We start from the raw sequence: 26536 nt of genomic DNA on the forward strand, positions 1-26536 counted from the left end.
TCCCATAACCAGTACTTGCGAGTGCTTACTCGTCTTCCAGCTCGATGTTGATACCCAGCGAGCGAATCTCTTTCAACAGTACGTTGAAGGATTCCGGCATGCCCGGTTCCATCTGATGGTTGCCGTCAACGATGTTTTTATACATCTTGGTACGGCCGTTGACGTCATCAGACTTAACGGTAAGCATTTCCTGCAGGGTATACGCGGCACCGTATGCTTCCAGTGCCCACACTTCCATCTCACCGAAGCGCTGACCACCGAACTGCGCCTTACCACCCAGCGGCTGCTGCGTAACCAGGCTGTAAGAGCCGGTAGAACGGGCGTGCATCTTGTCGTCGACCAGGTGGTTCAGTTTCAGCATGTACATGTAACCTACGGTTACCTGACGCTCAAACTGCTCACCGGTACGGCCGTCGAACAGGGTGATCTGACCGGAAGAAGGCAGACCGCCGAGCTGCAGCAGCTCTTTGATTTCGCTCTCTTTCGCACCGTCGAACACTGGCGTCGCGATTGGCATACCTTTTTTCAGGTTCTCTGCCAGACGCAGCACTTCGTCGTCCGAGAAGGTGTTCAGGTCAACTTTCTGACGCACATCAGTGCCCAGATCGTAAGCACGCTGGATAAACTCACGCAGTTTGGCGACTTCTTCCTGCTTCTTCAGCATCGCATTGATCTTCTCACCAATGCCTTTCGCCGCCATACCCAGGTGGGTTTCCAGAATCTGACCGATGTTCATACGCGATGGTACGCCCAGCGGGTTCAGTACGATGTCGACCGGCGTACCGTTCTCATCGTATGGCATGTCTTCGATTGGGTTGATCTTGGAGATAACACCTTTGTTACCGTGACGACCCGCCATTTTGTCACCAGGCTGAATCTGACGCTTAACGGCCAGATACACCTTGACGATTTTCAGCACGCCCGGTGCCAGATCGTCGCCCTGGGTGATCTTGCGACGCTTCGCTTCGAGTTTCTTCTCAAACTCGTGCTTCAGCTCGTCGTACTGCTCAGCCAGCTGCTCCAGCGCGTTCTGCTTCTCTTCGTCGGTCAGACCGAGTTCCAGCCAGCGCTCACGTGGCAGCTTGTCCAGTTTCTCCGCTTCCACGCCACCTGAAATCAGGACGGCCTGGATACGGCTGAACAGGCCCGCTTCGAGGATCTGCAGTTCTTCAGACAGGTCTTTTTTCGCCTGCTTCAGCTGCATCTCTTCGATTTCCAGCGCGCGCTTGTCTTTTTCCACGCCATCGCGGGTGAAGACCTGTACGTCGATAACCGTACCGGAAACGCCGTTCGGCACGCGCAGTGACGAGTCTTTCACGTCAGAGGCTTTTTCACCGAAGATCGCACGCAGCAGTTTCTCTTCTGGCGTCAGCTGGGTTTCACCTTTCGGCGTGACCTTGCCTACCAGAATGTCGCCACCGGTCACTTCCGCACCGATATACACGATGCCGGATTCATCCAGTTTGGAGAGCGCAGCTTCACCCACGTTCGGGATGTCAGCGGTGATCTCTTCCGGCCCCAGTTTGGTGTCACGTGACACGCAAGCCAGTTCCTGAATGTGGATAGTGGTGAAACGGTCTTCCTGTACTACACGCTCAGAAACGAGGATGGAGTCTTCGAAGTTGTAACCGTTCCATGGCATGAACGCCACGCGCATGTTCTGACCCAGCGCCAGCTCACCAAGGTCGGTAGACGGGCCGTCAGCCAGCACGTCGCCACGCTCGATAGGTTCACCCAGAGAAACACACGGCATCTGGTTGATGCAGGTGTTCTGGTTAGAACGGGTGTACTTGGTCAGGTTGTAGATGTCGATACCTGCTTCGCCCGGATACATCTCGTCTTCGTTAACTTTGATAACGATACGTGACGCATCGACGTACTGCACGGTACCACCACGTTTAGCGACAGCAGTTACACCGGAGTCGACCGCAACAGCACGTTCCATACCGGTACCAACCAGCGGCTTGTCAGCACGCAGGGTAGGTACAGCCTGACGTTGCATGTTCGCACCCATCAGGGCGCGGTTAGCATCATCGTGCTCCAGGAACGGGATCAGTGACGCACCGACAGAAACCACCTGCTGGGTGGAAACGTCCATGTAGTCAACCTGATCGCGGCTGAACAGGCTCGATTCACCTTTGCTACGGCAGGTGACGAGATCGTCAACAAAGCTGCCGTCATCGGCGAGGTTGGTGTTCGCCTGAGCGATAACGTAGTTACCCTCTTCGATAGCAGAGAGGTAATGAATTTCATCACTCACTTTACCGTCAACCACGCGGCGGTACGGCGTTTCGAGGAAGCCGTATTCGTTAGTCTGCGCGTAAACAGAGAGTGAGTTGATCAGACCGATGTTAGGACCTTCCGGGGTTTCGATTGGACATACGCGACCGTAGTGAGTCGGGTGTACGTCACGCACTTCGAAGCCGGCGCGTTCACGGGTCAGACCGCCTGGGCCCAGAGCAGAGATACGACGTTTGTGCGTAATCTCAGACAGCGGGTTGTTCTGGTCCATAAACTGGGACAGCTGGCTGGAACCAAAGAACTCTTTCACCGCGGCCGAAATTGGCTTGGCGTTGATCATGTCCTGTGGCATCAGCGTGTCGAGGTCGCCCAGAGACAGACGCTCTTTCACAGCGCGCTCTACACGCACCAGGCCAACGCGGAACTGGTTTTCCGCCATTTCGCCGACCGAACGGATACGACGGTTGCCGAGGTGGTCGATATCATCCACTTCGCCAATACCGTTACGGATACCGATGAGCTTCTTCATCACTTCGATGATGTCGTCTTTGCTCAGGATACCGGAACCTTCGATCTCGTCACGCAGCAGAGAACGGTTGAACTTCATGCGGCCAACGGCCGACAGATCGTAACGATCTTCGGAGAAGAACAGGTTCTCGAACAGGTTTTCTGCGGCTTCACGCGTTGGCGGCTCGCCAGGACGCATCATGCGGTAGATCTCAACCAGCGCGCTCAGGCGGTCGTTGGTTGGGTCAACGCGCAGCGTCTCAGAAATGTACGGGCCGTGATCCAGGTCGTTGGTGAACAGGGTTTCGATGCGCTTGTGACCGGACTGGCTCAGTTTCGCCAGCAGATCCAGTGACAGCTCCATGTTCGCCGGCACGATCAGCTCACCGGTGTTCAGATCGATGTAATCTTTCGCGACCACTTTGCCCGCGATGTACTCGACCGGCACTTCGATGTGCTGAATGTTGTCTTTTTCCAGCTGACGGATGTGGCGCGCAGTAATGCGACGACCTTTCTCAACGTAGACCGTGCCGTTGGCTTCGATATCGAAGGAGGCGGTTTCACCACGCAGGCGCTCAGGCACCAGTTCCATCTGCAGCTTGTTGTCGCGGATTTCAAACACCACTTTTTCGAAGAACAGATCGAGAATCTGCTCAGTGGTGAAATCCAGCGCGCGCAGGATGATACTGGCCGGCAGCTTACGACGACGGTCAATACGGACGAACAGGTTGTCTTTCGGGTCAAACTCGAAGTCGAGCCATGAACCGCGGTAAGGGATAATACGTGCGTTATACAGCACTTTACCGGAAGAGTGCGTTTTACCCTTATCGCTGTCAAAGAATACGCCAGGACTACGATGCAGCTGAGAAACGATAACACGCTCAGTACCGTTGATGACAAAGGTACCGTTGTCGGTCATGAGCGGAATTTCGCCCATGTACACTTCTTGTTCTTTGATGTCTTTTACGGTGCCTTCCGGCGCTTCGCGCTCGTAGATCACCAGACGCAGTTTAACGCGCAGCGGTGCGGAATACGTCACGCCACGGATCTGACATTCTGTCACGTCAAACACCGGCTCACCCAGACGGTAGCTGACATACTGCAACTCAGAGTTGCCGCTGTAGCTCGCGATTGGGAACACGGAACGGAAGGCTGCTTCCAGACCGTACTGGCCTTCTGGATCTTGCTCGATAAACTTCTGGAACGAGTCAAGCTGGATAGAAAGGAGATAAGGCACATCCAGTACTTGTGGACGTTTACCAAAATCCTTACGAATACGTTTTTTCTCGGTATAGGAGTAAACCATAGGGTTCCTCAGCTAGCTGACAAGTCGACCCACGCTGTCCGTCCTGAAGGGACAGTTCATGCAACACTATTTTGTTTTTCATGCGATGCGCAGCACCCCATGCAATACATCTTTCTATCACTCTTAAATCATTTCATCGCCGTTGCGCAGGCAGGGAACCCTCACAGGAAAGCGGTATATTAAGTCGTCGATAGAAAAAGATATTGAAGAGGAACAATGGACAAACAGTGCGAAACGCCATCGTTCCCCTGTAGCGCAAAAAGGCTGGTGACCAAAAAGTCACCAGCCATCAGTCTGTTTACGCAGACTGCAACCCGAGGGTTGTCTTACTTAACTTCAACTTCAGCGCCAGCTTCTTTCAGAGCAGCTTCAAGTGCAGCTGCGTCGTCTTTGCTGATGCCTTCTTTGATTGCAGCTGGAGCAGCTTCAACCAGGTCTTTAGCTTCTTTCAGGCCCAGACCAGTTGCGCCACGAACGGCTTTGATTACAGCAACTTTGTTAGCGCCAGCAGCTTTCAGGATAACGTCGAATTCAGTTTTCTCTTCAACAGCTTCAGCCGGGCCAGCAGCAACAGCTACAGCAGCAGCAGCAGAAACGCCGAATTTTTCTTCCATAGCAGAAACCAGCTCAACTACTTCCATTACGGACATAGCTGCAACGGCTTCCAGGATTTGATCTTTAGTGATAGACATGACAATTGTTCCTAAGAATCAGTAAAAGTTTATACGTTAGCAAGTACGAAGAAAAAGAATCTGGCCTTAAGCCGCTTCTTTCGCGTCGCGAACAGCAGCCAGAGTGCGGACCAGCTTGCCAGCAGCAGCTTCTTTCATGGTCGACATCAGACGTGCCAGTGCTTCTTCGTAAGTCGGCAGCGTTGCCAGACGGTCAATTTGTGCCGCCGGGATCAGCTCACCTTCAAAGGCTGCAGCTTTGACCTCAAAGTTTGCATTCGCTTTCGCGAACTCCTTGAACAGACGAGCAGCAGCGCCCGGGTGTTCCATAGAGTATGCAATCAGGGTCGGACCAACAAACGTGTCTTTCAGGCACTCGAATGGAGTACCTTCAACGACGCGGCGCAGCAGGGTGTTACGAACAACACGCATGTAGACGCCAGCTTCACGACCTGCTTTACGCAGTTCAGTCATTTTATCAACGGTAACGCCACGGGAATCCGCAACAACCGCTGAAAGCGCGCCTTTGGCTACTTCGCTAACTTCAGCAACAATTGCTTGTTTGCCTTGAAGATTTAATGCCATTAGCTTTGCTCCTGGATTTGACCGGGAAAATTTCCCGGAACTCACTTCACTTACACACCCGAAGGCCGTAAGCGCGTTACACGGTGAGCAGAATCCAGTGAAGAAAAAATTCTTTTTGGTTCTGTCACCGTCTACGCAGGATATTAAGCATCACTTCCGAAGAGGTTCTGCTCCTGCGGTCTTGGACGGAGGCCAGGATCAGGCCTGGCTCCAACCTTAGTCGCTGAATGACAAGGTGTTTAGACCTGTGCACTCCGCGACTATGAATTTGGGTTCTGAATTGACGGATCAACCAGAACAACGGGCGTAAGATTCTAGATGAATTTTTCGCCCGTTACAAGCAGCAATTAGTTTGCTGCTGCGTTCAGACCAGCCTGGTCAACGGCAACGCCGGCGCCCATGGTGGTAGAGATGCTGACTTTCTTGATGTACACGCCTTTCGCCTGAGCAGGTTTAGCTTTTTTCAGCGCAACCAGCAGAGATTCCAGGTTTTCTTTCAGTTTGTCAGCATCGAAGTCCACTTTACCAATGGTGGTGTGGATGATGCCGTTTTTGTCGTTACGGTAACGAACCTGACCCGCTTTAGCGTTTTTCACAGCTTCAGCAACGTTAGGAGTTACGGTACCAACTTTCGGGTTTGGCATCAGACCACGTGGGCCCAGAACCTGGCCCAGCTGGCCAACAACGCGCATTGCATCCGGAGAAGCAATAACAACGTCAAAGTTCATTTCGCCTTTCTTGATCTGATCAGCCAGGTCTTCCATACCTACCAGCTCAGCGCCAGCTGCTTTAGCAGCTTCAGCGTTTGCGCCCTGGGTAAAGACGGCAACACGTACTGAACGACCAGTACCGTGTGGCAGAACGGTCGCACCGCGTACGTTCTGGTCAGATTTACGTGCATCGATGCCGAGGTTAACAGCAACGTCCACGCTCTCTACGAATTTAGCGGTAGCCAGTTCTTTCAGCAGAGCAACAGCTTCGTTGATGTCATACTGTTTAGTCGCATCAACTTTGTCACGGATCACGCGCATGCGCTTGGTCAGCTTAGCCATTTCTTAGTCCTCCACTACCAGGCCCATGGAACGAGCAGTACCTTCGATAGAGCGAGTCATCGCTTCTACGTCAGCACCAGTCATGTCCGCAGCTTTGGTTTCTGCGATTTCACGTACCTGAGCACGAGTTACTTTACCGACTTTATCTTTGTTCGGCTTACCAGAACCAGACTTGATGCCTGCTGCTTTTTTCAGCAGAACGGCAGCCGGAGGCGTTTTGGTAACGAAGGTGAAAGAACGGTCGCTGTATACGGTGATAACTACTGGAGTCGGCAGACCCTTTTCCAGTGATTCTGTTTTGGCGTTGAACGCTTTACAGAATTCCATGATGTTAACACCCTGCTGACCCAGAGCCGGACCAACTGGTGGGCTCGGGTTAGCCATACCAGCTGCAACCTGCAGCTTGACGTAGGCTTGTACTTTCTTGGCCATGATATTTCCTCTATTGGGTATAGCGCCTGGCGAACAGGCTCCCCGTGATAACGATTTACACGCTGTTGCCAGCGCATAAAAACAAAAGGCGCGAAATTATAGGTAAATTTCGCGCCTTCCGCAAGAGCTAAAAAGTGAACAAAAGGCTTAGCCTTTCTCCACCTGAGCAAAGTCGAGTTCAACCGGCGTTGCACGGCCGAAGATAGAAACAGAAACCTTCAGGCGGCTCTTCTCGTAATCCACTTCTTCGACCACACCGTTGAAGTCGGCAAACGGGCCGTCGTTGACACGCACCATCTCGCCTGGCTCGAACAGCGTTTTCGGACGCGGCTTATCACCCACCTGCTGCAGGCGGTTCATGATCGCATCCACTTCTTTATCACTGATCGGTGCCGGACGGTCAGAGGTACCACCAATGAAGCCCATTACACGCGGTACACTGCGCACTAAGTGCCAGCTGGCGTCATTCATCACCATCTGGACCAGTACGTAACCAGGGAAGAATTTGCGTTCGCTTTTGCGACGCTGGCCGCCACGGATTTCCACGACTTCTTCAGTCGGCACCATGACTTCGCCAAACAGTTCTTCCATGTTGTGCAGTTTGATATGCTCTTGCAGCGACTTGGCTACGCGGGCTTCAAAACCGGAAAACGCCTGAACGACGTACCAGCGTTTTTTTGGAGCTTCAGACATCTCAGAACCTCAGGCCAGTGATAAACGATACCAGACGGACCAGAATACCATCCAGCCCCCACAAAATCAGTGACATCACGGCAGTGACCGCGGCAACGATTAACGTGGTGTGCAATGTTTCCTGGCGAGTTGGCCAGATGACCTTACGCATTTCGGTTCTTGCTTCACGTGCAAAAGCCACGGTTGCTTTGCCTTTGGTGGTCAGCAACGCAATGCCGCCCGCCGCAGCGATCAACACCACGACAGCCAGCGCGCGTAAAGGCAGTGTCACATCGCGATACAGGTAGTTACCGACGATTGCTACCAGCAGCAATGCGATCACAACTACCCACTTTACCGCTTCCAGGCCGCGCCCGCTCCCTTGAGCTTCGGTATTCGCACTCATAAACCAACCTGCCACAATAATTCAGAAACTATTCTGCCCCGCAGAGCGAGGCATCCAAACCGAATGCGCTTTTGGGCATAACTCGGTATCCAGCGCCGTAATACAGAGCCTGTCTCAGCAATGATTATGATCGAAAATCACTGATGAGCCAGGTTCTGGTTAACAGCGTACAAAAAGGGCATCAAATGATGCCCTTTCCGTGTGCATTGCGTCAAATATTATCGCTATTACGCGATAACTTTAGCAACAACGCCCGCGCCAACGGTACGGCCGCCTTCACGGATTGCGAAGCGCAGACCTTCGTCCATTGCGATTGGATGGATCAGGGTGACAACCATTTTGATGTTGTCGCCTGGCATTACCATCTCAACGCCTTCTGGCAGCTCTACTGAACCGGTTACGTCAGTGGTACGGAAGTAGAACTGTGGACGGTAGCCTTTGAAGAACGGAGTATGACGGCCGCCTTCGTCTTTAGACAGAACGTAAACTTCTGACTCGAACTGGGTGTGTGGCTTGATGGTACCTGGCTTAGCCAGAACCTGACCACGCTGGATCTCTTCACGCTTGATACCGCGCAGCAGAACACCACAGTTCTCGCCTGCCTGACCCTGGTCCAGCAGTTTGCGGAACATTTCAACACCGGTACAGGTAGATTTAGCAGTCGCTTTGATACCCACGATTTCTACTTCGTCGCCCACTTTCACGATGCCGCGCTCAACACGACCGGTAACAACGGTACCACGGCCAGAGATTGAGAATACGTCTTCGATTGGCAGCAGGAACGGCAGGTCGATAGCACGGACTGGATCCGGGATGTAGTTATCCAGGTGCTCAGCCAGCTCAACGATTTTCGCTTCCCACTCAGCGTCGCCTTCCAGCGCTTTCAGCGCAGAACCGCGTACGATTGGGGTATCGTCGCCAGGGAAGTCGTAAGCAGACAGCAGGTCACGCACTTCCATCTCAACCAGTTCCAGCAGCTCTTCGTCATCAACCATGTCGCACTTGTTCAGGAACACGATGATGTAAGGAACGCCAACCTGACGACCCAGCAGGATGTGCTCACGGGTCTGAGGCATTGGGCCATCAGTCGCAGCAACAACCAGGATCGCGCCGTCCATCTGCGCAGCACCGGTGATCATGTTTTTCACATAGTCGGCGTGGCCTGGGCAGTCAACGTGTGCGTAGTGACGGGTCGGGGTTTCATATTCAACGTGAGAGGTGTTGATGGTGATACCACGAGCCTTCTCTTCTGGCGCGTTATCGATCTGATCGAATGCACGCGCCTGGCCGCCGTAGGTTTTAGCCAGAACGGTGGTGATTGCCGCAGTCAGAGTGGTTTTACCGTGGTCGACGTGACCGATGGTGCCCACGTTTACGTGCAGTTTGTTACGTTGAAATTGCTCTTTAGCCATCGCTTGTCCCTCTAAGACACGGATATATCAAAGATATCGTCACATTAACCAGGCAAAACCTGATGTTAGTTTTACAGAGAGAGAATCAGGAGAGAGATAAAGGAAGTGGTGCTGATACCCAGAGTCGAACTGGGGACCTCACCCTTACCAAGGGTGCGCTCTACCAACTGAGCCATATCAGCACATCTGGAGCGGGCAGCGGGAATCGAACCCGCATCATCAGCTTGGAAGGCTGAGGTAATAGCCATTATACGATGCCCGCATCCTGGAACTCGGCTACCTGTTCTTTCTGTAGCTTATGAATAATAAAAGAAGACCTTCTATTATTCGAGCCAGTCAGAGTTTCCGACTGACGGTGATCACGCTACTGCGCAATCTGAATTCGAAGGTGAGAGAGTTGAACTCACCCATCAGATAAGCCTTTATCTGACGCTCAACCGAGAGGTTGAGATGGTGGTGGGAGAAGGATTCGAACCTTCGAAGTCTGTGACGGCAGATTTACAGTCTGCTCCCTTTGGCCGCTCGGGAATCCCACCTACTTGATGGTGCCGGCTACCGGAATCGAACTGGTGACCTACTGATTACAAGTCAGTTGCTCTACCAACTGAGCTAAGCCGGCATCAAGTGACGCGCATTCTAGGAAGACCGGGTTCAGGATGCAACAAAAAAATTGCCAAATTTGCACTACCGCTTACTATTTGTGCAAATCCTCGCAAAATGCCCTTCCAGCGCAGCAAAAAGCAGCAAACATGGTGTGTTTTTCCGCCAGCCCACAGCCTGATTATTCTTTGATACCGCGTTAGCCTCATACTGTGATCATAAAAATGCGGGCCTGCTTACGAAAGCGTGCTCAGGTTTATCATTTTACTTCTTTTTAAAGTCACACTGGTGTTACCCTCCTGCCCATTGTTCTCGTTAAATTACCCCTGTGACGTGCAACTGAGTTCGACACATCGCTGTATGCCTGTTGCTGCAAGGTGTTGATGAGCCAGAATTTGCGGTCAGATGCATGCTTATGAGTAAAAAAACGACGCCACTGACGACGCCCTACCTGCAGTTTGATCGCCAGCAATGGGCTGCGCTGAGAGATTCCGTACCGATGACGCTGGCCGCCAGTGAAATTGAACGGCTGCGCGGTATCAATGAAGATCTTTCGCTGGAAGAAGTTGCCGAGATCTATCTGCCGCTATCACGTCTGCTGAACTTCTATATCAGTTCAAATCTGCGCCGTCAGGCGGTGCTGGAGCAGTTCCTTGGCACCAATGGCCAGAAGATCCCTTACATTATCAGTATTGCCGGCAGTGTCGCCGTCGGTAAAAGCACCACCGCGCGCGTGTTACAGGCGCTGCTTAGCCGCTGGCCCGAGCACCGCAAGGTGGAACTCATCACCACCGATGGCTTTTTGCACCCTAATGCGGTGCTGAAAGAGCGCGGCCTGATGAAAAAGAAAGGCTTCCCGCAGTCGTATGATATGCATCGACTGGTGAAGTTCGTATCCGATTTGAAATCGGGTGCCAGTCAGGTCACCGCACCGGTGTATTCACACCTGATTTACGATGTCATCCCGGATGGCGATAAGGTGGTGCAGCAGCCGGACATCCTGATTCTGGAAGGGCTGAACGTCCTGCAGAGCGGTATGGATTATCCGCACGATCCGCATCATGTATTTGTCTCAGATTTCGTCGACTTTTCAATATATGTCGATGCGCCAGAAAACTTATTAGAGCGCTGGTACGTTAATCGCTTTCTTAAATTCCGCGAAGGTGCCTTCAGCGATCCGGACTCTTATTTCCACCACTATTCTCAGCTGCCTGAAGAGGAAGCAGAGAGTATTGCACGTGGGTTATGGAAAGAAATTAACTGGCTGAATTTAAAAGAAAACATCTTACCTACGCGAGAGCGGGCCAGCCTGATCATGACCAAGTCTGCGGATCATGCCGTGCAAAGCGTGCGGTTACGAAAATAGTATTAAAAACGCCCTGCTTTATCAGGGCGTTTAATGCGTCACTGTTTACTGTGTTAATTAGCGGGACGTAATGAGATCTCGCCACCGACCCAGGATTTAATCTCACCATCCTGTTCCAGCAATAAACCGCCCTGCTTATCAATTCCGCGCGCAATGCCATGCACTTCACGATCGCCAATCAGCAGTTTCACCGGACGATGGATAAAGTTATCCAGCGCTTCCCAGCGGCCGACAAACGGCGCCAGCCCATCCCGTTCAAATAGAGGTAAAGCTTCACGCAGACGGTTTATCAACCTGGCGGCGAGTTCGTTACGATTGATCTCGATGCCCGCTTCCTGCAGATTGATCCAACCCTGATTGATTTCCGCCGTGCCTTCGCCCCGCATCACCAGGTTGATCCCCGCGCCCATCACAATTTGCGCCGCATCGCCGGTTTTACCGGTGAGCTCAACCAGAATACCCGCCAGTTTACGATCCTGCAGATAGAGGTCATTTGGCCACTTAACGCGAACGTCTGCCGCGCCCAGCGACTGGATAACCTCTGCCATCACGATACCAATTACCAGACTCAGGCCCATTGCCGCAGCTGGCCCCTGCTCCAGTCGCCAGTACATGGACATGTAGAGATTGGCGCCAAACGGCGAGAACCATTTCCGTCCGCGCCGGCCGCGCCCGGCCTGTTGATATTCCGCGATGCACGCATAGCCGGAGTTCAGCTGGTCCATGCGTTCGAGTAAATACTGATTCGTGGAGTCAATAACCGGAATCACCGCCAGATCCGGCTGATGCAGATGCGCCAGGATCGCCTCTTCATTCAGCAGCTGAATGGGCGCTGGCAGGCTGTAACCTTTCCCTGTCACGGTGTAGACATCCAGGCCCCAGCTTTTCAGCGTCTGAATATGTTTATTCACGGCAGCGCGGCTCATACCGAGCGCCTCACCCAGTTGCTCGCCAGAGTGGAATTCACCATCAGCCAGCAGGGCGACCAGTTTTAATGGAACGCTATGATCTTTCATGAAATCACCTCGACGGCGTTACGCTCGCCCTGCGCGCCAATAAACCGCACCTCAGGCTCCAGCCACACGGCAAATTTTTTCCCCACCTCCTGACGCACATGATGGGCCAGGGCGACAATATCCTGCGGTGTGGCATTGTCTTCATTGATCAGTACCAGTGCCTGCTGACGATGCACAGCAGCGCCGCCAAGACGATAGCCTTTCAACGCACACTGATCGATCAGCCAGCCCGCGGCCAGCTTGACCTCACCACTGTGCTGTGGATAGTGCGGCATAGCAGGATAGTGCGTGAGCAATGCCTCTGCCTGCTGAGCGGAAATCAGGGGGTTTTTAAAGAAACTGCCTACATTGCCTGTTATGCGCGGATCGGGCAGCTTACTTTGCCGCATATGGCACACCGCATTGAATACGTCCCACGCGCATACGGTGGCGGGATTGAGCTTCGCCAGATCGCCATAGCTCAGTACCGGTTTCCACTGCTTAGCCAGACGCAGCCCGACGGCCACAATCACATAGTCGTGCTTCATCGCGTGTTTGAAGATGCTGTCGCGATAGCCAAACTGGCACTCATCACGGTGCAGACGCGTGACTGTGCTATCCGGCAGGTGTAACACCTCGACGTACTGGCAAATATCTTTAAATTCAACACCGTAAGCGCCAATGTTCTGGATGGGTGCCGATCCCGTCACGCCAGGAATCAGCGCCAGATTTTCCAGCCCGGTGAGGCCTTTCTTTAGAGTGTGCTCAACCAACTGATGCCAGTTTTCGCCAGCACCAACGTGCAGATGCCAGGCTTCGTCGTGCTCTTCCAGGGTGATGCCTTTAATCGCGTTGATCACCACGCAGCCGTCAAAATCTTCGAGGAACAGGACGTTACTGCCCTCGCCAAGCACCATAAACGGCTGATTATTTTGCTGGCTGGCGTGCCAGGCAGAGGAAATGGCTTCTGCGCTATCCGCAACAACAAGCTTTTCAGCCGCGATTGCAAGACCCAGTGTGTTGAACGCTTTCAGGGAAGTCTGAGGGCTGGACATGTTACGGCCTTTACTGATTAATCTGGCCGTAGTTTACCCGATTGCACGGTTTTACAGTGGGGAGTTTTCGCGTTTTTAGCGGGAAATTTGCCGGAGTGCGGATGTAAAAAAGCCCCGGACTCTCGTCCGGGGCTTCTTTACGGGTTTGATGCCTGGCAGTTCCCTACTCTCGCATGGGGAGGCCCCACACTACCATCGGCGCTACGGCGTTTCACTTCTGAGTTCGGCATGGGGTCAGGTGGGACCACCGCGCTGTTGCCGCCAGGCAAATTCTGGTGCACGAAACGAATCTTTTTCACTGATGCCGCGTTGGCCGCCCTCGCAAAGTCAGTCACATACTTCTGTATGCTCCTTCCTTTCCTTCGCTTGCCGCCTCGCCTCAGCGCAAAATCTTTCGTTTCCGCTAATTTTTCCGTCACAAGCTGAAAATTCTCCGGTCTCTCGGACCAAAACGCCTCTGGCGTTGTAAGGTTAAGCCTCACGGGTCATTAGTACCGGTTAGCTCAACGCATCGCTGCGCTTACACACCCGGCCTATCAACGTCGTCGTCTTCAACGTCCCTTCAGGACCCTTAAAGGGTCAGGGAGAACTCATCTCGGGGCAAGTTTCGTGCTTAGATGCTTTCAGCACTTATCTCTTCCGCACTTAGCTACCGGGCAGTGCCATTGGCATGACAACCCGAACACCAGCGGTGCGTTCACTCCGGTCCTCTCGTACTAGGAGCAACCCCCCTCAATTCTCCAGCGCCCACGGCAGATAGGGACCGAACTGTCTCACGACGTTCTAAACCCAGCTCGCGTACCACTTTAAACGGCGAACAGCCGTACCCTTGGGACCTACTTCAGCCCCAGGATGTGATGAGCCGACATCGAGGTGCCAAACACCGCCGTCGATATGAACTCTTGGGCGGTATCAGCCTGTTATCCCCGGAGTACCTTTTATCCGTTGAGCGATGGCCCTTCCATTCAGAACCACCGGATCACTATGACCTGCTTTCGCACCTGCTCGAGCCGTCACTCTCGCAGTCAAGCTGGCTTATGCCATTGCACTAACCTCCTGATGTCCGACCAGGATTAGCCAACCTTCGTGCTCCTCCGTTACGCTTTGGGAGGAGACCGCCCCAGTCAAACTACCCACCAGACACTGTCCGCAGCCCGGATTACGGGCCTACGTTAGAACATCAAACATTAAAGGGTGGTATTTCAAGGATGGCTCCACGCAGACTGGCGTCCGCGCTTCAAAGCCTCCCACCTATCCTACACATCAAGGCTCAATGTTCAGTGTCAAGCTATAGTAAAGGTTCACGGGGTCTTTCCGTCTTGCCGCGGGTACACTGCATCTTCACAGCGATTTCAATTTCACTGAGTCTCGGGTGGAGACAGCCTGGCCATCATTACGCCATTCGTGCAGGTCGGAACTTACCCGACAAGGAATTTCGCTACCTTAGGACCGTTATAGTTACGGCCGCCGTTTACCGGGGCTTCGATCAAGAGCTTCTCCTTGCGGATAACCCCATCAATTAACCTTCCGGCACCGGGCAGGCGTCACACCGTATACGTCCACTTTCGTGTTTGCACAGTGCTGTGTTTTTAATAAACAGTTGCAGCCAGCTGGTATCTTCGACTGGCTTCGGCTCCGGGAGCAAGTCCCTTCACCTACGCGCCAGCGTGCCTTCTCCCGAAGTTACGGCACCATTTTGCCTAGTTCCTTCACCCGAGTTCTCTCAAGCGCCTTGGTATTCTCTACCTGACCACCTGTGTCGGTTTGGGGTACGATTTCGTGTTACCTGGAGCTTAGAGGCTTTTCCTGGAAGCAGGGCATCAGTTACTTCACCGCCGTGGCGGCTCGTCATCACGCCTCAGTGTTAAAGAAGACCGGATTTGCCTGGTCTTCACACCTGCACGCTTAAACCGGGACAACCGTCGCCCGGATAACCTAGCCTTCTCCGTCCCCCCTTCGCAGTAACACCAAGTACAGGAATATTAACCTGTTTCCCATCGACTACGCTTTTCAGCCTCGCCTTAGGGGTCGACTCACCCTGCCCCGATTAACGTTGGACAGGAACCCTTGGTCTTCCGGCGAGCGGGCTTTTCACCCGCTTTATCGTTACTTATGTCAGCATTCGCACTTCTGATACCTCCAGCATGCCTCACAGCACACCTTCAGCGGCTTACAGAACGCTCCCCTACCCAACAACACATAGTGTCGCTGCCGCAGCTTCGGTGCATGGTTTAGCCCCGTTACATCTTCCGCGCAGGCCGACTCGACCAGTGAGCTATTACGCTTTCTTTAAATGATGGCTGCTTCTAAGCCAACATCCTGGCTGTCTGTGCCTTCCCACATCGTTTCCCACTTAACCATGACTTTGGGACCTTAGCTGGCGGTCTGGGTTGTTTCCCTCTTCACGACGGACGTTAGCACCCGCCGTGTGTCTCCCGTGATAACATTCTCCGGTATTCGCAGTTTGCATCGGGTTGGTAAGCCGGGATGGCCCCCTAGCCGAAACAGTGCTCTACCCCCGGAGATGAGTTCACGAGGCGCTACCTAAATAGCTTTCGGGGAGAACCAGCTATCTCCCGGTTTGATTGGCCTTTCACCCCCAGCCACAAGTCATCCGCTAATTTTTCAACATTAGTCGGTTCGGTCCTCCAGTTAGTGTTACCCAACCTTCAACCTGCCCATGGCTAGATCACCGGGTTTCGGGTCTATACCCTGCAACTTAACGCCCAATTAAGACTCGGTTTCCCTTCGGCTCCCCTATGCGGTTAACCTTGCTACAGAATATAAGTCGCTGACCCATTATACAAAAGGTACGCAGTCACACCCTAAAGGTGCTCCCACTGCTTGTACGTACACGGTTTCAGGTTCTGTTTCACTCCCCTCGCCGGGGTTCTTTTCGCCTTTCCCTCACGGTACTGGTTCACTATCGGTCAGTCAGGAGTATTTAGCCTTGGAGGATGGTCCCCCCATATTCAGACAGGATACCACGTGTCCCGCCCTACTCGTCGGACTCACAACCTGTGCATCTTCGTGTACGGGGCTGTCACCCGGTATCGCGCGACTTTCCAGACGCTTCCACTGATGCACAAGCTGATTCAGGTCCTGGGCTGCTCCCCGTTCGCTCGCCGCTACTGGGGGAATCTCGGTTGATTTCTTTTCCTCGGGGTACTTAGATGTTTCAGTTCCCCCGGTTCGCCTCGTTAACCTATGTATTCAGTTAACGATAATGCACAAGTGCATTGGGTTTCCCCATTCGGACATCGACGGCTGTAGCGGTTCATATCACCTTACCGTCGCTTTTCGCAGATTAGCACGTCCTTCATCGCCTCTGACTGCCAGGGCATCCACCGTGTACGCTTAGTCGCTTAACCTCACAACCCACAGGCGTTTTGCAACGCTGCGGACTGCAAGCATTTGAGAGACTCAACGCATCGTAAATTTCATTCTTATTACGGAGAATGAACACGACGCGTCGTTTCAAATTTTCAGCTTGTTCCGGATTGTTAAAGAGCAATATCTCAAACACGACGTTACCGTCAGTTTTGAGATATTCTGTGGAGACACCTTTCACCTGTCACCAAGCAGTGGCGTCCCCTAGGGGATTCGAACCCCTGTTGCCGCCGTGAAAGGGCGGAGTCCTAACCGCTAGACGAAGGGGACACAAAGTGTCACGACTTCGCAGCCGTCCTGCTCGTTACTTTTCTATCAGACAATCTGTGTGAGCACTTCGCGGGAAAGTATCTTCAGGTAAGGAGGTGATCCAACCGCAGGTTCCCCTACGGTTACCTTGTTACGACTTCACCCCAGTCATGAATCACAAAGTGGTAAGCGCCCTCCCGAAGGTTAAGCTACCTACTTCTTTTGCAACCCACTCCCATGGTGTGACGGGCGGTGTGTACAAGGCCCGGGAACGTATTCACCGTAGCATTCTGATCTACGATTACTAGCGATTCCGACTTCATGGAGTCGAGTTGCAGACTCCAATCCGGACTACGACGCACTTTATGAGGTCCGCTTGCTCTCGCGAGGTCGCTTCTCTTTGTATGCGCCATTGTAGCACGTGTGTAGCCCTGGCCGTAAGGGCCATGATGACTTGACGTCATCCCCACCTTCCTCCGGTTTATCACCGGCAGTCTCCTTTGAGTTCCCGGCCGAGCCGCTGGCAACAAAGGATAAGGGTTGCGCTCGTTGCGGGACTTAACCCAACATTTCACAACACGAGCTGACGACAGCCATGCAGCACCTGTCTCAGAGCTCCCGAAGGCACCAAAGCATCTCTGCTAAGTTCTCTGGATGTCAAGGCCAGGTAAGGTTCTTCGCGTTGCATCGAATTAAACCACATGCTCCACCGCTTGTGCGGGCCCCCGTCAATTCATTTGAGTTTTAACCTTGCGGCCGTACTCCCCAGGCGGTCGACTTAACGCGTTAGCTCCGGAAGCCACGCCTCAAGGGCACAACCTCCAAGTCGACATCGTTTACGGCGTGGACTACCAGGGTATCTAATCCTGTTTGCTCCCCACGCTTTCGCACCTGAGCGTCAGTCTTCGTCCAGGGGGCCGCCTTCGCCACCGGTATTCCTCCAGATCTCTACGCATTTCACCGCTACACCTGGAATTCTACCCCCCTCTACGAGACTCAAGCCTGCCAGTTTCAAATGCAGTTCCCAGGTTAAGCCCGGGGATTTCACATCTGACTTAACAGACCGCCTGCGTGCGCTTTACGCCCAGTAATTCCGATTAACGCTTGCACCCTCCGTATTACCGCGGCTGCTGGCACGGAGTTAGCCGGTGCTTCTTCTGCGGGTAACGTCAATCGATGAGGTTATTAACCTCACCGCCTTCCTCCCCGCTGAAAGTACTTTACAACCCGAAGGCCTTCTTCATACACGCGGCATGGCTGCATCAGGCTTGCGCCCATTGTGCAATATTCCCCACTGCTGCCTCCCGTAGGAGTCTGGACCGTGTCTCAGTTCCAGTGTGGCTGGTCATCCTCTCAGACCAGCTAGGGATCGTCGCCTAGGTGAGCCATTACCCCACCTACTAGCTAATCCCATCTGGGCACATCCGATGGTGTGAGGCCCGAAGGTCCCCCACTTTGGTCTTGCGACGTTATGCGGTATTAGCTACCGTTTCCAGTAGTTATCCCCCTCCATCGGGCAGTTTCCCAGACATTACTCACCCGTCCGCCACTCGCCACCCAAAGAGCAAGCTCTTCTGTGCTGCCGTTCGACTTGCATGTGTTAGGCCTGCCGCCAGCGTTCAATCTGAGCCATGATCAAACTCTTCAATTTAAAGTTTGATTTGCTGCAACGAGTGCAGCGATGCTCTGTGAATTAAACTTCGTAATGAATTACGTGTTCACTCAGCAAAGACTTGATTTTTTTTACGTCCGGAGACGTTGATATCAATCCTGCGAGTGCCCACACAGATTGTCTGATAAATTGTTAAAGAGCGGTGCGACGCGGCGTTCGGCCTGCTGTCGCGAGGTGGCGTATATTACGCTTTCCTCCTTCAGAGTCAAACACTTTTTTCAGCGTTTTTCTCCGGCGGGGTGAATCACTTCACGCCCTGCTGAGCCGCCTGCGTTGCCGCTTTGCCGTCTCAGTGGTGGCGCATTATAGGGAGTTAATTCTGGCTGACAAGGGTTTATTGCAAAAAAATGATCGTTCGGCCTAAATTTCACCACTACGCGTTATTTTGCGGCAATTTGCCTGGTAACTGTGCGAAATCCTGGGCAAAACGCGTGACTTTCTCCCAGTCGGTGTATTCGACTTCCTTCGATGTATCCGTTTCGCCGCCGGTCATACGCATAATGAACTGAATCATGATGCGATCGAACCAGCGATAGCGTGGATAGCGTAGCGCACCGGCAAACACCGCACAGCGATCCGGTTGCCACGGTGACTGCGCCAGGAATTTACGCGTATAGGCATTGGTTTCCGGCGTGCACTTATCGGCTTTGCGCGCAGTAAGATTGACGCTGAAAAAGCCGCTGACGCGCTGCTGCAGTTCCGCCTTATATTGCGTGACGAATTTCATCAGCTCGGGCTGGAAGTGACCATAGCGAATCGAGGCGCCAATCAGCACGCGATCATACTGTGCCCACTCCACCTGCGGTGCCTGCGCCAGATCCAGCACATCACACAGCTGCTGCGGTGTCAGCGTGCGGGCAATACGCGCCGCGATTTCACGGGTTTGCCCGTCACGGCTGGAATAAAGAATTAACGCTTTCATCACTCATTCCTGTTTTATTATTCGCGCCAGAAGGTGGGCGTGAACAGCACCAGCAGCGTGAACACTTCAAGGCGCCCAAACAGCATGGTGGAGATTAAAATCCACTTGGCGACATCATTCATCGACGTGAAGTTATCTGCCACCACACCCAGACCCGGGCCAAGGTTATTCAGCGTTGCCGCCACCGCGGCGAAGGCCGAGAAGTCATCCACACCGGTGGCGATAATCGCCAGCATGCTGACCAGAAACACCAGCGCGTAAGCCGAGAAAAAGCCCCACACCGCTTCGAGAATACGTTCCGGCAGCGCACGGTTCCCCAGTTTAATGGTATAGACCGCATTGGGATGCACCAGGCGTTTCAGTTCGCGCGACCCCTGCTTGCACAGCAGCAGAATACGAATCACCTTCAGGCCACCGCCAGTCGAACCCGCCATACCGCCGATAAAGGCTGAACACAGCAGCAGCACCGGCAGGAACAGCGGCCAGCGCGCAATACTGTCGGTGGTAAAGCCCGCCGTCGTCGCCATCGATACCACCTGGAAAAACGCCTGATTGAGGGTTTGCCAGCCGCTGGAATAGACATTATGGAACCACAGCACCAGGGTACAAATCAGCACCAGCGTCAGCTGCACGCCAATGAACATGCGGAATTCCGGATCGCGCCAGTAGACTTTCAGGTTTCGCCCGCTGAGCAACGAGAAGTGCAGGCCGTAGTTACAGCCGGAGATCAGCAGGAAAATCGCCACGATGGTATTAATGGTCGGGCTATTGAAGTAGCCGATGCTGGCATCATGGGTAGAAAAACCGCCGATGGCGATGGTCGAGAAGCTGTGGCCGATAGCATCAAACATCGGCATGCCCGCCAGCCACAGCGCCAGCGCACAGGCCACCGTCAGCAGCACATAAATCAGCCACAGGGTTTTCGCCGTTTCGGCAATGCGCGGGCGCATTTTGTTATCTTTCAGCGGTCCCGGCATCTCGGCGCGATACAGCTGCATACCGCCGACGCCAAGAATCGGCAGAATGGCCACCGCCAGCACAATGATCCCCATACCGCCAAGCCACTGCAGCATCTGACGATAGAACAGAATCGCTTTCGGCAGCGAGTCGAGCCCCACCAACGTGGTGGCTCCGGTGGTGGTTAAGCCCGAGAAGGATTCGAAGAAGGCGTCGGTCACTGACAGATGTGGCTGCTCGGCGAAGATAAACGGCATTGCCCCCACGCTGCCCAGTACGGTCCAGAACAGCACCACAATCAGAAAGCCTTCACGCGGTTTCAGCTCACTTTTTTGTTTGCGGTTGGGCCACCACAGCAGCGAACCGATGACGATCGCCATCATAAACGTCTGACTGAACGCGCGCCCGGCACCGTCGCGATAAATCAGGGCCACTAAGCCTGGCAGGATCATGGTTACCGAGAACAGAATCACCAGCAGGCCCACGATGCGGGTAATGGCGCGAAAATGCATTCAGCCGTTTCCTTTAAACAGATGCGGTTAGTTGTCCAGCGGGATCAGCGCCAAAGCGCCCCGGCTGTAATCAGAAAGGTTTTGCCTGAAGCCATCAATCTGCGGATGGGGCAACGCCAGACGTAGCGTAATGCGATCCTGATAATGGCTCTGTTCAATGCTGCCGTCAAAACGCTGCAGCAGGCGCTCTATATCGCTCAGTTGCGCATAGTCACACTGCAGGGTGAAACATTGCATCGGCACTTTGCGCTGGCGCGCCAGCAGCTTCAGCCCCTGCTGCACGCCGCCACCGTAGGCTTTCACCAGCCCGCCGGTGCCCAGCATGATACCGCCATAATAGCGCACCACCACGGCGGTGATCTCGCCCACGCCGCTGCCCATCAGCTGCGCCAGCATCGGCTTACCGGCCGTGCCGGAGGGTTCGCCATCGTCAGAAAACCCCAGCTGTTGTGAATCATCGGGCGCGCCCGCCACCCAGGCCCAGCAGTGATGCCGCGCGGTCGGGTGTTCGTGCTTTACCTGCTGCACAAAGGCGCGCGCAGCGGCCACCCCATCGGTATGCGCCAGCAGGGTAATAAAGCGGCTCTTTTTGATGGTCTCCTCGCTGAGACTGACGGCCTCAGCGGGAATGTCGTAAGCGTCCATCAGGCCAGATGCAAGTCACGCGTCATGTTTTCGATGCGGCTGGCGTGAATCACCACATTATCCTCGATACGAATGCCCCCGTACGGCTTCAGGGCATCAATCGCCTGCCAGTCAAAGTGCTGACTGAACTTACCGCTGCGCAGCGGCGCCAGCAGTGAATCGATAATATAGAAGCCCGGTTCAATGGTCAGCACCATGCCCGGCTGCAGCACCCGTGTACAGCGCAGATAAGGATATTGCGATGGCGCCGCCAGATGCGTGCCGCTGTCGTCCTGCATAAACCCGGCAACGTCGTGCACCTGCAGGCCCAGCGGATGGCCGAGACCGTGCGGCATAAACGGCCCGGTGAGGTTTTCCGCCACCAGCGTCTCTTCGCTCAGCCCCTGCACCAGTTCAAACTTCAGCAGCAGACGCGCAATACGCTGATGCATTTGCAGATGGTAATCGGTATAGCGCACGCCGGCTTTCAGCGTGGCGATCAGCGCCAGCTCTTCTTTATTCATCGCAGCAACCATTTCCGCGTAGCGCGTTTTGCTCTGCGCCGCGTAACTGCGCGTCAGGTCTGCCGCATAGCCAAGATACTCTGCGCCGGCATCTATCAGGAAGCTGTGACGTTTCGCCGGCGGCTGATGGTCAAGCCGGGTGTAGTGCAACACCGCAGCATGTTCATTCAGCGCGATGATATTGCCATACGGTACATCAATGTCACGGTGGCCGGTGGCGGTCAGATAGGCAAGATTGATATCAAACTCGCTCATGCCGGAGAAGAACGCCTCTTTCGCTGCGCGATGGCCTGCCACCGCCAGCTTCTGCGCTTCGCGCATACAGGCCAGCTCGTAATCGGTTTTGATGCTGCGATGATAATGCAGGAAGTCGATGACGCCCTGAGGATTGATCCCCTCGCTGCGGATGCCCAGTTGGGTGGCGCGGGACGGTACCGGCCCGATATAGGCCACATTGTCGCGCTGTGCCGGCAACAGCTGAGCGATATCGTCAGCGTTTTTCAGGCCGATGACCTCGACATCCTGGGTCCAGAAGCTGTCCGGCAGTGGCTCGACGTTGTGCCAGTAATCGACCGGCGAGTAGAACCACAGTTTGGGTTTATTCACGCCATCGATCCACAGCCAGCAGTTGGGCACCTGCGTCACTGGCACCCAGGCTTTAAACTGGGGATTCACCTTAAACGGATAGTCATGATCGTCAAGAAATACGGTCAGCAACTCGCCTGAATGAATTAGCATGGCGTCCAGCTTAAAGCGCGCCAGCACCTGTTGCGCACGCTGCTGCAGCGTTGAGATATGCGCGTGATACAGGGTTTTCAGTGAATCCATGGACTTGTCTCCGATGTCGCGAAAGTGGCGGCAGTGTAGCACAGCCGCGCGGGGGATGCCGTGCTGCGCGCGCTGTGATCGCCGTATCAAATAAGCAAACTCTCGTTTGCAAAAAATTAACATGACACCCACACTCCTGATCATCTGGTATGACCAGATCACCTTTCGCGTTTCAGGAGACGGACATGCTCTACCAAGGCGATACCCTTTCAGTGCACTGGCTTGACGATGGCATCGCCGAGCTGGTTTTTGATGCGCCCGGTTCGGTGAACAAACTTGATACCAAAACCGTCGCCGCCTTAGGCGAGGCGCTGAGCGTACTGGAGCAGCAAAGCACGCTGCGCGGCCTGCTGCTCTCTTCCGCCAAACCGGCGTTTATTGTCGGGGCGGATATCACAGAATTCCTGTCGCTGTTTGATGCGCCCGCTGAGCAGCTCAGCCAGTGGCTGACATTCGCCAACAGCATCTTTAATCGTCTGGAAGATTTGCCGGTGCCGACGATCGCCGCCATTGACGGCTACGCACTGGGCGGGGGCTGCGAGTGTGTGCTGGCAACCGACTTCCGCGTGGCCACGCCCACCGCGCGCATTGGCCTGCCAGAAACCAAACTCGGCATTATGCCGGGCTTCGGCGGCAGCGTGCGTCTGCCGCGCCTGCTCGGTGCCGACAGCGCGCTGGAGATCATCGCCGCCGGCAAAGATATTGATGGCCTGGGCGCGCTGAAGCTCGGTCTGGTGGATGCGGTGGTCAGCAGCGAGAAGCTGCGCAGCGCGGCGCTGACCATGCTGCAGGACGCCATAGCCCAGGGCAGCTGGCAGGCGCGTCGTGCGCCGAAGCTGGCACCGCTTAAGCTCAGTCCGATTGAAGCCGCGATGAGTTTTACCCTCGCCAAAAGCATGGTGCAGCAAACCGCCGGTAAACACTATCCAGCGCCGATCGCCGCGGTGCGAACCATCGAAGCGGCAGCGGGCTTAGGCCGTGATGATGCGCTGAAGCTGGAAACCGCTGCTTTTGTGCCGCTGGCGCAGAGTGATGTGGCACGCGCGCTGGTCGGCATCTTCCTCAATGACCAGTACGTAAAAGTCCTGGCGAAGAAACACAGCAGCGCGGCCGGCACGCCAGAGCAGGCGGCGGTACTGGGCGCAGGCATCATGGGCGGCGGGATCGCCTGGCAGTCGGCCTGGAAAGGCGTGCCGGTGAAGATGAAAGATATTAATCCGCAGGCGCTGACGCTGGGCATGAATGAAGCCAGCAAGCTGCTTAACAAGCAGCTGGAGCGCGGCAAAATCGACGGCACGAAGCTGGCGAGCGTGCTGGCGAGCATTCAGCCGACGCTGGATTACAGCGGCTTTGATCGCGCCGATGTGGTGGTCGAAGCGGTGGTCGAGAACCCGCAAATCAAAGCTAAAGTGCTGGCTGAAACCGAGCAGCAGCTGCGGGATGATGCCGTGCTGGCCTCGAATACCTCCACCATTCCAATCAGCCAGCTGGCGCAGGCGCTGCAGCGTCCGCAAAATTTCTGCGGCATGCACTTCTTCAATCCGGTGCCGCGTATGCCGCTGGTCGAAGTGATTCGCGGTGCGCAAACCTCTGAAGCCACCATCAGCAAAGTGGTGGCGTGGGCCAGCAAGATGGGCAAAACGCCGATTGTGGTGAATGACTGCCCCGGCTTCTTTGTGAACCGCGTGCTGTTCCCCTACTTTGCCGCCTTCAGCCTGCTACTGCGCGACGGCGCGGACTTCCGCCAGATCGATAAAGTGATGGAGAAGCAGTTTGGCTGGCCGATGGGGCCGGCGTGGCTGCTGGACGTGGTGGGCATTGATACCGCGCATCATGCGCAACAGGTGATGGCGCAGGGCTTCCCGTCGCGGATGCAGAAAGATTACCGCGATGCCATTGATGTGCTGTTCGAAGCCAAACGCTACGGCCAGAAAAACGGCCAGGGCTTTTACCGCTGGGAACAGGATAAAAAAGGCAAAGCGCAGAAGCGCGCCGATGTGGAGGTCGATGCGCTGCTGGAGCCGGTATGTGAACCGAAGCGGGTATTCAGCGATGAAGAGATCGCCAACCGCATGATGCTGCCAATGCTCAACGAAGTGGTGCGCTGCCTCGAAGAAAACATCATTGCTTCGCCCGCCGAGGCGGATATGGCGCTGGTGTATGGCTTAGGCTTCCCGCCGTTCCGCGGTGGCGCGTTCCGCTATATGGACACGCTGGGCATCAGCAATGTCGTCGATCAGGCTAAACGCTACCTCGCGCTCGGCCCACTGTACGCGCTGCCTGAGCTGCTGGTTCAGAAAGCCCACCAGCATCAGAGCTGGTATCCCGTCGCTCAACCGATTGACGCAGCGGCGCTGCAAACTGCCTGAGGTAATGAACATGGAAAACGTAGTGATTGTTGATGCCGTGCGCACGCCGATGGGCCGTTCCAAAGGCGGCGCCTTTCGCCAGGTGCGCGCCGAGGATCTCTCCGCCCATCTGATGCGCGAACTCCTCAGCCGCAATCCGGCCGTCGATGCCGCCGCGCTGGATGACATTATCTGGGGCTGCGTGCAGCAGACGCTGGAACAGGGCTTTAATATCGCCCGCAACGCCGCGCTGCTGGCGGAGATCCCGCATCGCGTGCCGGCCAGCACCGTTAACCGCCTGTGCGGCTCGTCCATGCAGGCGCTGCACGATGCGGCGCGCGCGATTATGGTCGGCGATGCCCACAGCTGTCTGATTGGCGGCGTGGAACATATGGGCCACGTACCGATGAACCACGGCGTGGATTTTCATCCCGGCCTGGGGCGCACCGTGGCGAAAGCGGCGGGCATGATGGGGCTGACCGCCGAGATGCTGGCGCGCATGCACCACATCAGCCGTGAACAGCAGGATGCCTTCGCGCTGCGTTCACACCAGCGCGCTGCGGCCGCCACTCAGCGCGGTGATTTCAAACGCGAAATCGTGCCGACCTACGGCCACGATGCCGATGGCGTGCTGAAACGCTATGACAGCGATGAAGTGATTCGCGAAGACACCAGCCTTGAAGGCTTAGCCGCGCTGCGTCCGGCGTTCGATCCGGTCAACGGCACGGTTACCGCCGGCAGTTCGTCGGCGCTGTCCGACGGCGCGGCCGCCATGCTGATCATGAGCGAAAGCCGCGCGCGCGAACTGGGGCTGTCGCCGCGCGCACGCATCCGCAGCATGGCGGTGGTTGGCTGCGATCCGTCGATCATGGGTTACGGTCCGGTACCGGCCAGTAAGCTGGCGCTGAAGCGCGCCGGGCTGAGCGTGCAGGATATCGATCTGTTCGAACTCAACGAAGCCTTCGCCGCGCAGACGCTGCCGTGCCTGAAAGATTTAGGGCTGCTGGAGCAGCTGGATGAGAAAGTGAACCTTAACGGCGGCGCAATCGCACTCGGGCATCCGCTGGGATGTTCCGGCGCTCGTATCAGCACCACGTTGCTGAATCTGATGGAGCGTCGCGATGCACAGTTTGGTCTGGCAACCATGTGCATTGGCTTAGGCCAGGGCATCGCGACGGTATTCGAACGGGTTTAATACGTTGACCACTAC

Annotated in this window: 17 protein-coding genes, 5 tRNA genes and 3 rRNA genes; 3 read left to right on the forward strand and 22 right to left on the reverse strand. The window is 54.9% G+C overall.

Annotated elements, in window-relative coordinates; translation table 11 throughout:
* Positions 1-25: 25 nt before the first annotated feature.
* The 12 genes from rpoB to AC6I8F_RS18220 all read right to left on the reverse strand — a co-directional run bounded on the left by rpoB (position 26) and on the right by AC6I8F_RS18220 (position 9903).
* On the reverse strand, positions 26-4054 hold the full coding sequence (gene rpoB / locus AC6I8F_RS18165) for a DNA-directed RNA polymerase subunit beta (RefSeq protein WP_136547956.1): 4029 nt from the start codon (positions 4052-4054) through the stop codon (positions 26-28).
* A gap of 326 nt (positions 4055-4380) precedes the next feature.
* Positions 4381-4746: a 50S ribosomal protein L7/L12 gene (gene rplL, locus AC6I8F_RS18170; protein WP_021508206.1), complete on the reverse strand. Its 366-nt coding sequence runs from the start codon at positions 4744-4746 to the stop codon at positions 4381-4383.
* A 66-nt stretch (positions 4747-4812) separates the two neighbouring features.
* Positions 4813-5310: a 50S ribosomal protein L10 gene (gene rplJ, locus AC6I8F_RS18175; protein ID WP_021508207.1), complete on the reverse strand. Its 498-nt coding sequence runs from the start codon at positions 5308-5310 to the stop codon at positions 4813-4815.
* Between the two features lie 347 nt (positions 5311-5657).
* Positions 5658-6362: a 50S ribosomal protein L1 gene (gene rplA, locus AC6I8F_RS18180; protein ID WP_021508208.1), complete on the reverse strand. Its 705-nt coding sequence runs from the start codon at positions 6360-6362 to the stop codon at positions 5658-5660.
* A 3-nt stretch (positions 6363-6365) separates the two neighbouring features.
* Positions 6366-6794, reverse strand: a complete 429-nt coding sequence (rplK, locus tag AC6I8F_RS18185; RefSeq protein WP_013507401.1) for a 50S ribosomal protein L11 — start codon at positions 6792-6794, stop codon at positions 6366-6368.
* A gap of 147 nt (positions 6795-6941) precedes the next feature.
* Positions 6942-7487: a transcription termination/antitermination protein NusG gene (gene nusG / locus AC6I8F_RS18190; RefSeq protein WP_010616908.1), complete on the reverse strand. Its 546-nt coding sequence runs from the start codon at positions 7485-7487 to the stop codon at positions 6942-6944.
* A gap of 1 nt (position 7488) precedes the next feature.
* On the reverse strand, positions 7489-7872 hold the full coding sequence (gene secE / locus AC6I8F_RS18195) for a preprotein translocase subunit SecE (protein ID WP_021508209.1): 384 nt from the start codon (positions 7870-7872) through the stop codon (positions 7489-7491).
* 227 nt (positions 7873-8099) lie between these two features.
* Positions 8100-9284, reverse strand: a complete 1185-nt coding sequence (tuf, locus tag AC6I8F_RS18200; protein ID WP_022547082.1) for an elongation factor Tu — start codon at positions 9282-9284, stop codon at positions 8100-8102.
* Between the two features lie 106 nt (positions 9285-9390).
* Positions 9391-9466 (reverse strand) — tRNA-Thr (locus AC6I8F_RS18205).
* A gap of 5 nt (positions 9467-9471) precedes the next feature.
* Positions 9472-9546: transfer RNA gene (locus tag AC6I8F_RS18210), tRNA-Gly, on the reverse strand.
* Between the two features lie 189 nt (positions 9547-9735).
* Positions 9736-9820, reverse strand: a tRNA-Tyr gene (locus AC6I8F_RS18215).
* A gap of 7 nt (positions 9821-9827) precedes the next feature.
* Positions 9828-9903, reverse strand: a tRNA-Thr gene (locus tag AC6I8F_RS18220).
* Positions 9904-10299: 396 nt separating this feature from the next.
* Between AC6I8F_RS18220 and coaA the strand changes: the two genes are divergently transcribed.
* Positions 10300-11250 carry a type I pantothenate kinase gene (gene coaA / locus AC6I8F_RS18225; protein WP_058759911.1) on the forward strand — a complete coding sequence of 317 codons (951 nt, stop codon included), beginning with the start codon at positions 10300-10302 and terminating at the stop codon, positions 11248-11250.
* A 53-nt stretch (positions 11251-11303) separates the two neighbouring features.
* On the opposite strand, the gene birA is transcribed toward coaA, so the two are convergent.
* From birA to pepQ, 10 genes are all read right to left on the reverse strand, one after another.
* Positions 11304-12266 carry a bifunctional biotin--[acetyl-CoA-carboxylase] ligase/biotin operon repressor BirA gene (gene birA, locus AC6I8F_RS18230; protein ID WP_166712573.1) on the reverse strand — a complete coding sequence of 321 codons (963 nt, stop codon included), beginning with the start codon at positions 12264-12266 and terminating at the stop codon, positions 11304-11306.
* On the reverse strand, positions 12263-13300 hold the full coding sequence (murB, locus tag AC6I8F_RS18235; RefSeq protein WP_498028325.1) for a UDP-N-acetylmuramate dehydrogenase: 1038 nt from the start codon (positions 13298-13300) through the stop codon (positions 12263-12265). Before murB ends, birA begins: the two co-directional genes overlap by 4 nt.
* A gap of 150 nt (positions 13301-13450) precedes the next feature.
* A 5S ribosomal RNA gene (gene rrf / locus AC6I8F_RS18240) occupies positions 13451-13566 on the reverse strand.
* A 201-nt stretch (positions 13567-13767) separates the two neighbouring features.
* Positions 13768-16671: ribosomal RNA gene (locus AC6I8F_RS18245) — 23S ribosomal RNA — on the reverse strand.
* Positions 16672-16885: 214 nt separating this feature from the next.
* Positions 16886-16960 (reverse strand) — tRNA-Glu (locus tag AC6I8F_RS18250).
* An 88-nt stretch (positions 16961-17048) separates the two neighbouring features.
* Positions 17049-18590, reverse strand: a 16S ribosomal RNA gene (locus AC6I8F_RS18255).
* Together the 16S, 23S and 5S rRNA genes with 1 tRNA gene alongside form the textbook arrangement of a ribosomal RNA operon.
* A gap of 394 nt (positions 18591-18984) precedes the next feature.
* Positions 18985-19533: a menaquinone-dependent protoporphyrinogen IX dehydrogenase gene (hemG, locus tag AC6I8F_RS18260; protein ID WP_021506934.1), complete on the reverse strand. Its 549-nt coding sequence runs from the start codon at positions 19531-19533 to the stop codon at positions 18985-18987.
* Positions 19534-19550: 17 nt separating this feature from the next.
* A complete protein-coding gene (trkH, locus tag AC6I8F_RS18265) occupies positions 19551-21002 on the reverse strand; it encodes a Trk system potassium transporter TrkH (protein WP_021506935.1) in 1452 nt (483 codons plus the stop codon).
* A 27-nt stretch (positions 21003-21029) separates the two neighbouring features.
* On the reverse strand, positions 21030-21647 hold the full coding sequence (locus tag AC6I8F_RS18270) for an IMPACT family protein (RefSeq protein ID WP_058758129.1): 618 nt from the start codon (positions 21645-21647) through the stop codon (positions 21030-21032).
* Positions 21647-22978 (reverse strand): Xaa-Pro dipeptidase, encoded by a 1332-nt coding sequence (gene pepQ / locus AC6I8F_RS18275; protein WP_058758128.1) that lies wholly within the window; start codon positions 22976-22978, stop codon positions 21647-21649. Before pepQ ends, AC6I8F_RS18270 begins: the two co-directional genes overlap by 1 nt.
* A 185-nt stretch (positions 22979-23163) precedes the next feature.
* Here pepQ and fadB point away from each other — a divergent pair, with 185 nt between their 5' ends.
* A complete protein-coding gene (fadB, locus tag AC6I8F_RS18280; protein WP_136547339.1) occupies positions 23164-25347 on the forward strand; it encodes a fatty acid oxidation complex subunit alpha FadB in 2184 nt (727 codons plus the stop codon).
* A 10-nt stretch (positions 25348-25357) separates the two neighbouring features.
* Positions 25358-26521 (forward strand): acetyl-CoA C-acyltransferase FadA, encoded by a 1164-nt coding sequence (fadA, locus tag AC6I8F_RS18285; RefSeq protein WP_031279606.1) that lies wholly within the window; start codon positions 25358-25360, stop codon positions 26519-26521.
* The last annotated feature ends 15 nt before the right edge of the window (positions 26522-26536 follow it).

Source organism: gamma proteobacterium symbiont of Axiagastus rosmarus (assembly GCF_059730925.1).